At 68.2% G+C, this 10,239-nt stretch carries 7 protein-coding genes and 1 pseudogene; 2 read left to right on the forward strand and 6 right to left on the reverse strand.

Annotated elements, in window-relative coordinates; genetic code table 11:
- Window positions 1–91 precede the first annotated feature (91 nt).
- Window positions 92–1,585, forward strand: coding sequence for an AlbA family DNA-binding domain-containing protein (locus HNR28_RS08485; RefSeq protein WP_151024788.1), 1,494 nt, complete (start codon window positions 92–94; stop codon window positions 1,583–1,585).
- A 167-nt stretch (window positions 1,586–1,752) separates the two neighbouring features.
- Here the strand turns inward: HNR28_RS08485 and HNR28_RS08490 are convergent, their stop codons facing one another.
- A complete protein-coding gene (locus HNR28_RS08490) occupies window positions 1,753–2,688 on the reverse strand; it encodes a DMT family transporter (RefSeq protein ID WP_211369315.1) in 936 nt (311 codons plus the stop codon).
- 90 nt (window positions 2,689–2,778) lie between these two features.
- Between HNR28_RS08490 and HNR28_RS08495 the strand changes: the two genes are divergently transcribed.
- A complete protein-coding gene (locus HNR28_RS08495; protein WP_151024787.1) occupies window positions 2,779–4,212 on the forward strand; it encodes an aminotransferase-like domain-containing protein in 1,434 nt (477 codons plus the stop codon).
- A 25-nt stretch (window positions 4,213–4,237) separates the two neighbouring features.
- Here HNR28_RS08495 and HNR28_RS18415 read toward each other — a convergent pair whose 3' ends face one another.
- The 5 genes and pseudogenes from HNR28_RS18415 to HNR28_RS08515 form a co-directional block, all read right to left on the reverse strand.
- A complete protein-coding gene (locus HNR28_RS18415) occupies window positions 4,238–5,266 on the reverse strand; it encodes an LD-carboxypeptidase (protein ID WP_170288472.1) in 1,029 nt (342 codons plus the stop codon).
- A 168-nt stretch (window positions 5,267–5,434) separates the two neighbouring features.
- Window positions 5,435–5,959 (reverse strand): annotated as a pseudogene (tadA, locus tag HNR28_RS18420) (tRNA adenosine(34) deaminase TadA); the annotation flags it as partial.
- Entirely contained in the window at window positions 5,952–6,800 is an 849-nt protein-coding gene (locus tag HNR28_RS08505; protein WP_043682057.1) for an HAD family hydrolase, read from the reverse strand. The gene HNR28_RS08505 and the pseudogene tadA, both read right to left, overlap by 8 nt.
- Window positions 6,801–6,804: 4 nt before the next feature.
- Window positions 6,805–8,355 (reverse strand): NAD(P)H-hydrate dehydratase, encoded by a 1,551-nt coding sequence (locus HNR28_RS08510; protein WP_280528031.1) that lies wholly within the window; start codon window positions 8,353–8,355, stop codon window positions 6,805–6,807.
- A gap of 167 nt (window positions 8,356–8,522) precedes the next feature.
- Window positions 8,523–10,169 (reverse strand): acyl-CoA synthetase, encoded by a 1,647-nt coding sequence (locus tag HNR28_RS08515; RefSeq protein ID WP_151025579.1) that lies wholly within the window; start codon window positions 10,167–10,169, stop codon window positions 8,523–8,525.
- Window positions 10,170–10,239: the final 70 nt, after the last annotated feature.

Raw genomic sequence — 10,239 nt, forward strand, 5'->3', positions numbered from 1 at the left:
GCGGTGGGGAAAATTGGAGTCAAAACAACCTGCTAGTTTAGCAGGTGGGCTACCATGCCATTTTGGCTGGAGGCCGGGGACGAGGATCGACATGGATGGCCCGCTGCTGGATGCCCTGCTGCAGACACCCGAAGGCAAGACGCTTGAATTCAAGCGGGATCTGTCTTCCCCGCGCAACGCGATCAAAACTCTGGTGGCCTTTGCCAATTCGGCCGGCGGACGCCTGATCATTGGTGTGGATGACGCGCGGCGGCTGATCGGGGTGGCGGACCCACTGGACGAGGAGGAGCGCATCTGCAACCTGATCGCGGACTCCATCGTCCCAAGGCTGATTCCCAACGTGGAGCTCATCAGCCAAGGAAATCGCACGGCGCTGGCCGTCGAAGTCTTTCCCAGCAGCAACCGGCCGCACCATGTAAAAGCCCAGGGCCCGGAACAAGGCGTCTACGTGCGCCTGGGGTCCAGCAACCGCCAGGCGGGGCCGGACCTGATCGCCGAACTGCAGCGATCCGCACGAGGCGTGGTGTTCGATGAGATCACCATGCCGGAACTCACTCTGGAAGACCTGGACCTGGCCGCCGCCCAAAAGCTGTTTGGCGACCGCCGAACGCTGGACGAAAAATCGTTGGCCACGCTGAAGCTGGTCCGCCGCGAACAGAATCGCCTGGTTCCCACCCAGGGAGCCGTCCTGCTCTTCGGCAAGGATCGGGAACAATACTTTCCGGACGCCTGGGTGCAATGCGGGCGGTTCCGGGGCACGGACAAGGTCCATATCTTCGACCAGATGGAAATCCATGATCCACTGCCGCAGGCGGTGGAGGCCATCGAATTCTTTCTGAAAAAACATGCCTTCAAAAGCGCGCGATTTGGCGCCATGCGCCGGGAAGACGTATGGAGCATCCCGCTGACCATCCTGCGCGAGGCAATCGTCAACGCCCTGGTGCACAGCGATTATTCCCAACGCGGCACCCCGATCCGCATCGCATTCTTCGATGATCGCGTCGATGTCGAGAGCCCTGGCCTGCTGCTGCCCGGCATGACGGTGGAGGATATGAAAAGCGGCGTCTCCCGCATCCGTAATCCCGTCATCGCGCGGGTATTTCGGGAATTGGGGATGATCGAGCAATGGGGCAGCGGCGTCAGACGGATCTTTGATGAAGCGGTTGCCCAGGATCTGCCGGAACCGAAGGTGACGGAAATAGCCACCGGCGTGCGGCTGAGCGTCTATTTATCACAGGATCGGCGGTCTGTTCAAATCAAGGAGCCGTCTCCTCCGGCCCATCCTCTGGGCACTGCCGACATTTCACGGCTAGAGTCACGGCTAGAGTCACGGCTAGAGTCGAGCCTGGCGGCCAAAGTCGTATTGCTGCTGAAAGAGCACGAGTCGGGCAAGGCCCAGTTGGCCAGAGCCCTGGGGCACAAGACGGTTTCCGGAGAATTGCACAAACAGATCCGGCGGCTGCTCGAAATGGGCATGATTGAAATGACCTTGCCCGATACGCCCACCAGCCGCATGCAGCGCTACCGTCTGACGGTGGAAGGCCATGCCACCGTAGCCGCCCCGTCGAAAGGAACTCGGGATTGAGCAAGACTGCCCTCCCTCTGGAGTCAGCAGCTTGCTGCAGCAAGCGCATGGCAAGCCAGGGCGAATAAGACCAAACAGCAAGGTTACTGCCGATCAACCACGGCAGGCGATCTTCCAGGCCGCCGGCACGATGCCCCGTGCAGCCAATCACGGGTATCGTGCCGGCTTCACGTCTTCCTGCCAAGCAGCTTCTCGACCGGCAGCTTGGTGATGGCAAAGCCGACCAGCAGCAGCGTGGTGAAACCCACCAGATCGAGAGAAACCACCGCCCCCTCGTACCAAGTGCCGATGACGATGGCGAAGACCGGGAAGATGATGAAGACGAACGACAGCACGATCGGGCTCAGCCGCTTGAGCAGGAAGAAATAAACGATAAACCCGCCGACTGACGCCGCCAGTCCGAGATACGCCAGGGCGGCCCAGGAATTCGCGGTGACAAGGGAAAGGTCCGGGTGCTCGACCAGCAACCCGGTCACGAACAGCCCCAAGCCCGCGATTCCAATCGGCAGCGTATTGAAGGTAATGACCCCGATGTCCGCGCCCCGCTGTTTGGTGATGACGTAGACGAGCGCATGCATCACCGCCGCCGCCAAGACGGCAACGGCCCCCAGAAGCTCCGAGTAATCCAGGTGCAGGCCCTGGGATTTGATGATCATGAAGAGGCTGCCGAATCCAACCGCGATGCCGGCGATTTGCGACAGGAAGATGCGCTCTTTCAGAAAGAGCGCGGAGAAGATCAAAATGAAGACCGGCATGGTGCTGAACAGCAGCGCGGTCAAACCCGAAGCGACGTATTGCTCGCCGTAGTTCAGCAGGTAGTACGGCACGCTGAAGTAGCCAAGCGCGACGAATACGAAGAACGCCCGATGCCGGCGCGGGAAAAAGATCGGCGCCCGGCGTGCCGCGGCGAAGAGCAGGAAGAGCGGGAACGCGATCAGGAAACGCAGCCCCGCCGCGGTGAGCGGCGGCACGCTTTCCACTGCGATCTTGATGCCCAGCCAGGTCGTTCCCCAACTGAGACACACCACCAGGAACAGCAAGGCGGTCACCAGACCGGCCACCGGTATCCTCCGGCCCTCTTCCGATACATCAGAAATTGACATTAATGAATCCTTTAATAATAATATCAATCAAAAATTGATATCCTTTATTGAATTTTTATTTGGTGAGAAACAAGCATATGTTCGGAAATCATGCCAGTCAAATCAAATATTGACACCATTTCAATACTGGAAACTTTTCTGGTCGAAGGCAGCGGACTGAAATACAAGCGGCTCGCCCAAGGCATCGAGGAATCGATCCGCAATGGCACCCTCAAACCGGGCGCAAAACTGCCCCCGCACCGCATCCTGGCGGACAAGCTGGGCATCACCCCCGGCACGGTGAGCCGAGCCTATGGCGAACTCGAGCGCATGGGCCGGGTGGTGGCGCGAGTCGGAGACGGCACCTTCGTCCGCGAGCAGAGCCAGGAGCGCCCCAAGGAAATGGGCTTTCGCAACTTCGTGGATGGCGCCGATGTCTGCAATGACATGAGCCGGAACATGCACATTCCCGGCAATGAGGTCGAACTGCTCGCCCGCAGCCTGCGGCAACTGTCCGACGAATCCGAGTGTCTGCGGGAACTGACGCTCTACGCACCCGATGCCGGCTTGCCGCGCCATCGGCAGGCCGGCGCCACATGGCTATCGCACGACGAATTTCATGCGCAAGCCCAGCAGGTCGTGTGCGTCAATGGCAGCCAACACGGCCTGCTCGTCGTGCTCATGGCCATGCTCCGCGCCGGCGACACATTGGTGACGGAACACCTCACCTACCCCGGGCTGATCAGCGCCGCCCGGCTCCTGGGCATCAAGGTACTGGGGCTGGATATGGACGAAGAGGGCTTGTTGCCTGAATCGCTGGAAGAACTCTGCCGCTGCAATCGGGTCGTCGCCCTGTACTGCACCCCCACCCTCCAGAACCCGAGCACGGCGGTGATGTCACTCGCACGCCGGCAGGAGATCGCGCGCATCTGCCGCGCGCACAATCTCTTCGTCATCGAAGACGAGACCCACGCAGTACTGATGCGCCAGCGTCCCCTCCCCATCAGCCATCTGTTGCCCGAACGCGGCATCCTGATCGGCGGCATGAGCAAGGCGGTGGCCGCGGGGCTGAGAGTCGGCTACGTCCACGCCCCGGTCTCCATGGTCGGCCGCATATCGGCGTCCGTACGGAATTCGTGCTGGATGGCGACGCCTCTGCCGCTGGAACTCGCAAGCCGCTGGATCCAGGACGGAACGGCTCGGACGCTGCTGACGCAGCAGGTCGCGGAAATCGAGCGGCGCCAATCACTGGTCATCGATCTGCTGCACACGCTCACTTACCGGACACATCCCTGCTGCCCGCATGTCTGGGTAGAAGTCCCCGCGCCATGGCGCGCAATCGAAATCGAGCACGATTTACGCAAGCGGCAACACCTGATCTCCACAGCGGAAGCCTTCAGCGTCGGGCGGGGCGCATTGCCTCAATACATCCGCGCCAGCGTGAGCAACGCGCCGGGTGGAGATCAGGCGCTGCGTGAAGGTTTCGCGGCGCTCGCCGACGTGCTGCGCAACGGACCGGACGAGGCACGGACGATGCGGACCTGACTCCGCCGCCCGCACGGCCACCCGCTCAGTGCCCGTGCTCGCGCAGCACCAGGTGCGCCATGCCGTCCTCGGTGGCGATGCCGACGAGGGCGCCCACCGGCAGGGTCGCCTTGACCTTCACGTGGCCGTAGGGCAGGCCCGTGATCACCGGCACGCGCACGGTCTTGCGCAGCCAGCGCACCACCGCGTCCAGGTCGTAGCCATTGTCGTGCGGCGCGAGGCGGTAGTCGGTGAACTGGCCCAGCACGATGGCGTGCTGCTTTTCCAGCACGCCGGCGTGCCAGAGCTGGGTCAGCATGCGCTCGATGCGGAAGGGGTGCTCGGAGACGTCCTCCAGGAACAGGATGCCGCCCTGCACGTCGGGCAGGTAGGGCGTGCCGACCAGCGAGGCCACCATGGCCAGATTGCCGCCCCAGAGGATGCCGCGCGCATCCACCGGATCGGCACCGGGGGACTCGAAGCTGAGGATCTCCAGCTCGCCCGACAGCGTTTCCTGGAACAGGGCCTGGGTCAGGTCGTCCACCTTCTTGCCGCCGAAGTCGAACACCGCGGTGGGGCCGGCCAGGCTGACCGCGCCGGTGCGCGCCAGCAGGGCCAGGTTGAAGGCGGTGAAGTCGCTCTGGCCGATGAAGGTCTTGCCGCTGTCAGCCACGGCCCGCCAGTCGATCTGCGGCAGCAGGCGGCTCAGGCCGTAGCCGCCCCGGGTCGCCATGACGACCGGGTGCTTCTGCTTGAGCGCGCGCTGGATGGCCGCCAGGCGCTGCCTGTCGGTGCCGGCGAAGCGTTCGTGCACGGCCAGCGCGGTCCGGTCGACGGCCACGCGAAAGCCCAGGGCGCGCAGCCGCTCGACGGCCAGGTCCAGAGCGGCGGGATCGGCCACGGCGCCCGAGGGCGAGATCAGGTAGATCCCGGAAGGCTGCTCATGCACGCCGTGCGCGCCGCAGTCCAGGTCGGCGCAGACCAGGTGCGTGTGTTCGCCGCCGGCGGCCGGATGGGACGCAGGATGGGGCGCCGGGCTGGCGGGCGCGGCGGAAGCGGGTTTCTGTTTGGGCATGGAAAGGGAATTCCGTAAAAGGGGAGCGTCGGCCTCGGGGGCTTCGGAGAAGGATGCGGGTGCCGCGCTCGCCGTCAGGGTAGCAGGTGCGGCGGGCGCGGCGGAAGCGGGCAAGGAGGAAGCGGGCACGAAGGAAGCGGACGCGGGCGCAGTCGCCGCCTGGGCCCGCGCCGCGCGGCCGGCCGCGCGCCGGGCGCGGAAGAAGTCGCGCAGCAGGTCGCCGCAGGCCTGCGCCCCCACCCCGCCCCGCACCCGCGCGTGGTGGTTCAGGCGCGGCTGGACGGACAGGTCCACCACGCCGCCGCAGGCGCCGGTCTTGGGATCGGGCGCGCCGTAGACGATTTCCGCCAGCCGCGCGTGGAACATGGCGCCCAGGCACATGGCGCAGGGCTCCAGCGTGACGAACAGGCGCGCGCCGGTCAGGCGGTAGTTGTCCAGCCGCCGGGCGGCGGCGCGCAGGGCCACGACCTCGGCGTGCGCGGTCGGGTCGCGGTCCAGGATCGTGCGGTTGTGCCCGGTCGCCAGCAGATGGCCGGTGGCATCCAGCACCACGGCGCCCACGGGCACCTCGCCCAGTTCCGCCGCCAGGCGGGCCTGGGCGAGCGCCAGCGCCATGGCGCCGTCGTCGTCCAGGAGATCGGCCGCCTCGGCGGACGGGGCCGCGGCCAGTCGAACCGGACGGGACTCAGCCACGGTACATCCGCGCGCGCAGCACGATCTTGGAGGCCAGGCTTTCGACGGCGGCCTCCAGCCACTGGTAGAGCTCGGCGTCCTCGCCGAAGCGCGCCTGGTTCAGGTTGGACACCCGGCCGTCCTCGATGAAGCCCCAGGCGCGGCTGCGCTTTTCCTTGTGGCGCGGGTCCCAGACGCCGAACGCGACCCCGCCCGAGCGACGGATCAGGGAAAAGCAGGGAATGTCGGTGTAGCCGTCGCCGACGAAGATCATCTGCTCGAAAGGCACGCGCAGCTTGTCGGGATCGACCTTGCGGTTGACCTCGAAGGGCTTGTTGCGCGAGTCGGAGCCGATGATGCCCTTCTGGATGTGGAACAGGTAGCGGGTCTTGTCGGTGAAGCTGACCACGCGGCGCGGAAACTCGATGGCGCCGTCAGGGCCATAATGGAATTCGGACGCCCAGATGTCGGAAAACCAGCCGGCGATGGGCGTCTCGCGCAGCACGTCGCCGATGCCGCTGGACACCAGGTAGAACTCCAGCTGCACGGTGGGATGGGCATGGCGCAGCCGCTCGCGCAGGCGCTCGAACAGCGTCGTCACGCCTTCGTGCAGCGGCAGCCGGCGCCCCCAGTCGCGCAGGCGGTCGCGGGTGATGGGGCCCTGGGGTCCCGAGCGGGACAGTTCCAGCATCCGGTACAGGTAGGCCGGGACCGGGTCCCAGTCCTCGTGGTTCAGCAGCGGATCGACCTGCTCGTGCCAGAAGGCCGGCACGTCCACGCCGATGTCCTGGAGGAAGCCCGAGGTGCTGTCCGGCGCCAGGGTGTCGTCGAAATCGAAGACCAGCGCGACCACGTCCGCCATGGGATTATTCCTCCGCGTCCCGATCCATGCCGGCCAGGACGGCCAGCGCCCCGGGCAGGGCGCCCGGCAGGTCCTCGGCCAGCAGCCCCCAGCCCAGCTGGTCGGCCGCCAGGCCGTGCAGCCAGACGGCGGCGCAGGCGGCCTCGAAGGCCGGCATGCCGGCGGCCAGCAGGCCGGTCACGCAGCCCGCCAGCACGTCGCCCGTCCCGGCGGTGGCCAGCGTCGGCGGCGCATTGTCGTTGATGACGCAGCGGCCGTCGGGCGCCGCGATCACGGTGTCGGCGCCCTTGAGCACCACCACCGCGCCGGCACGCCGGGCGGCGGCGCGCGCCCGTTGCAGCTTGCTCTCCGCCGGCGCGGATGCCGCACCGCCCACGCCGTCCGCACCGCCCGTACCACTCGCGCCACCCGCTGCCACACCGCCCGCAACCTCCGGCGCGGCATCGAACAGGCTGGCGAACTCGCCCTCGTGGGGCGTCAGCACGCAGTGCCCGTGCAAGGCGCCCAGCAGCGCGTCCGGCTGGCCGGCGAAGACGCTGAGCGCGTCGGCGTCCAGCACGCAGGGCCGGCCGGTCGCCAGCAGCGCCAGGACCTGGTCCCGTCCCTCGGGCGCACGGCCCAGCCCCGGACCGATCAGCAGCGCATTGCGGCGCGGATCCGCCAGGGCCTGGTCCAGCGCGCCGTCCGGCGGCAGGGCCTCGACCATGACCGAGGTCAGCGCCCCCGCCTGGATCGCCCAGGCGGCCGGCGGCGCCGCCAGCGTCACCAGCCCGGCGCCGATGCGCGCGGCCGCCAGGCAGGCCAGGCGGCTGGCGCCCAGCATGCGCCCGCCGCCCACGACCAGGGCATGGCCCCGCCGGTATTTGTGGCCCTCGGAACGCGGCCAGGGGAAGGCATCCGCCCAGAGGTCGGGATGGTTGGCGTGGGCCTCGGGGACGATGGCGTCCAGCGCGGCGTCGGGCATGCCGATGCCGGCGCAGATCAGCGCGCCGCACAGCGCGCGGCCGGGCAGCAGCAGATGGCCGGGTTTGCGGCGGCAGAACGTGACCGTCAGATCGGCCCGGACGGCCGCGCCCGGGCAGCGGCCGCTGGCGCCGTCCAGGCCCGTGGGCACGTCGATGGCGCACACCGGCGCGCCGGCGGCGTTGGCGGCATGGATGAGCGCTTCCAGCGCGCCGTCCGGCGCCCGGCTCAGTCCGGCGCCCAGCAGGGCGTCGACGATCAGCCCGGCGCCGTCCAGGCAGCCAGGAACGGCGGGCTCGACCGGCCCGCTCCAGGCCTCGGCCGCCCAGGCCGCGTCTCCGCGCAGGGCGTCGCGGCCGCCCCATAGCGCCACCCGCACCGGCCAGCCGGCTTCCCGCAGCAGGCGCGCGGCGACGAAGCCGTCGCCGCCGTTGTTGCCCGGCCCGCACAGCACCCGCACCGGCGCCGGCGCCCAGCGCTCGCGGATCGCCCGGGCCACGGCGGCGCCCGCGGCCGCCATGAGCCGGGTGCCGGGCACCCCCGCCGCCGGGGCGGCGCGGTCGGCGGCGCCCATCTGCGCCGGGCTCAGCAAGGCGTGCGGCGACAGGTGCGCCGGGCCGCCGGCGCGCCGTGACCGGCCCGGGGCGGCGCCGGCCCGGCCGGACGCAGGCGGGGCCGCGGACGGGAGCGCCGAGGACGGCGCGGACAAAGGCGCCGACGAGGGCGCGGACGAGGACGGCCGGATCGACATGTCCGGCCTCAGGCGGACTGCGCCGCCCGCTGGCGCAATTCAAACTTCTGGATCTTGCCGGTGGACGTCTTGGGCACTTCGCCGAACACGATGTGGCGCGGGACCTTGTAGCCGGCGAGATGGGCCTTGCAGTGCGCGATGATGTCCTCGGCCGTGATCTGGGCGTCGGGCTTGAGCTCGACGAAGGCGCAGGGGGTCTCGCCCCAGCGCTCGTCGGGCCGCGCGACCACGGCGGCGGCGAGCACCGCCGGATGGCGGTAGAGCACGTCCTCGACCTCGATCGAGGAGATGTTTTCCCCGCCGGAGATGATGATGTCCTTGCTGCGGTCCTTGATCTTGATGTAGCCGTCCGGATACATCACCGCCAGGTCGCCGCTGTGGAACCAGCCGCCCGCGAAGGCCGCCTCGGTCGCCTGCGGGTTCTTCAGGTAGCCCTTCATGCAGATGTTGCCCTGGAACATGATCTCGCCCATGGTCCGGCCGTCGGCGGGCACCGGCTGCATGGTCTGCGGGTCCAGCACCGCCGCGGCTTTCTGCAGGTGGTAGCGCACGCCCTGGCGGGCGTTGAGCTCGGCCCGCCTGCCGATGTCCAGTTCGTTCCAGGCCTCGTCCTTGGCGCACACCGTGGCCGGCCCGTAGACCTCGGTCAGGCCGTAGACGTGCGTGAGGTCGATGCCCAGGGCCTCCATGCCCTCGATCATCGAGGCCGGCGGCGCGGCGCCCGCCACCATGGCGCGGATGCCCGGCGGGATCGTGTCGCGCAGGGCCTGCGGCGCATTGACCAGCATGCTCTGCACGATGGGCGCGCCGCAGTAATGGGTGACGCCGTGCTCGCGCATGAGCGCGATCATGGCCGCCGCATCGACCCGCCGCAGGCAGACGTTCACCCCCGCCCGGGCCGCCAGGGTCCAGGGGAAGCACCAGCCGTTGCAGTGGAACATGGGCAGCGTCCACAGGTAGACCGAATGCTTGGGCATGTCCCATTCGAGGATGTTCGACACGGCGTTGATCGCCGCCCCCCGGTGGTGGTAGACCACGCCCTTGGGGTTGCCGGTGGTGCCGCTGGTGTAGTTCAGGGCGATCGCGTCCCATTCGGAATCCGGCATCCGCCAGGCGAAGTCCGGGTCCCCCTCGGCCAGCAGGGCCTCGTAGTCCATCGAGCCGACAGCCTCGCCCGGGCCGTCGTACAGGGGATCGTCGACGTCCACCACCAGGAGGGGTTCGGTGCGCGTGCGCTGCGCCAGCGCCTGGCTCACGACGCGGGAGAATTCCCGGTCGACCAGGAGGACGCGCGCCTCGCCGTGGTCGAGCATGAAGGCGATGGTGGCGGGATCCAGCCGGGTGTTCAGGGTATTGAGGACGGCGCCGCTCATGGGGATGCCGAAATGCGCCTCGACCATGGCGGGCACGTTGGGCAGCATCACGGCCACCGTGTCGCCGCGGCCGATGCCGCGCGCGGCCAGGGCGCCCGCCAGGCGGCGGCAGCGCCGGTACAGCTCGGCCCAGGTGTGGCGCACGGCGGCGGCGCCCCCGCCATGCACGACCGCCGTGCGGCCGGGATAGACCTCGGCGGCCCGCTCCAGGTACAGCAGGGGTGTCAGCGGCGCGAAATTGGCCGGGGTCTGGGGCAGGTCCTGATCGTATATCGAGGTCATGAAGGTCTCCATCCGTCTATCGGGGGCGTTGCTGCGCAGGCATGGCGCCTGCCCCCGCCGGTCCTCATTT

Source organism: Castellaniella defragrans (genome assembly GCF_014203015.1).
GTDB classification, from domain to species: domain Bacteria; phylum Pseudomonadota; class Gammaproteobacteria; order Burkholderiales; family Burkholderiaceae_B; genus Castellaniella; species Castellaniella defragrans.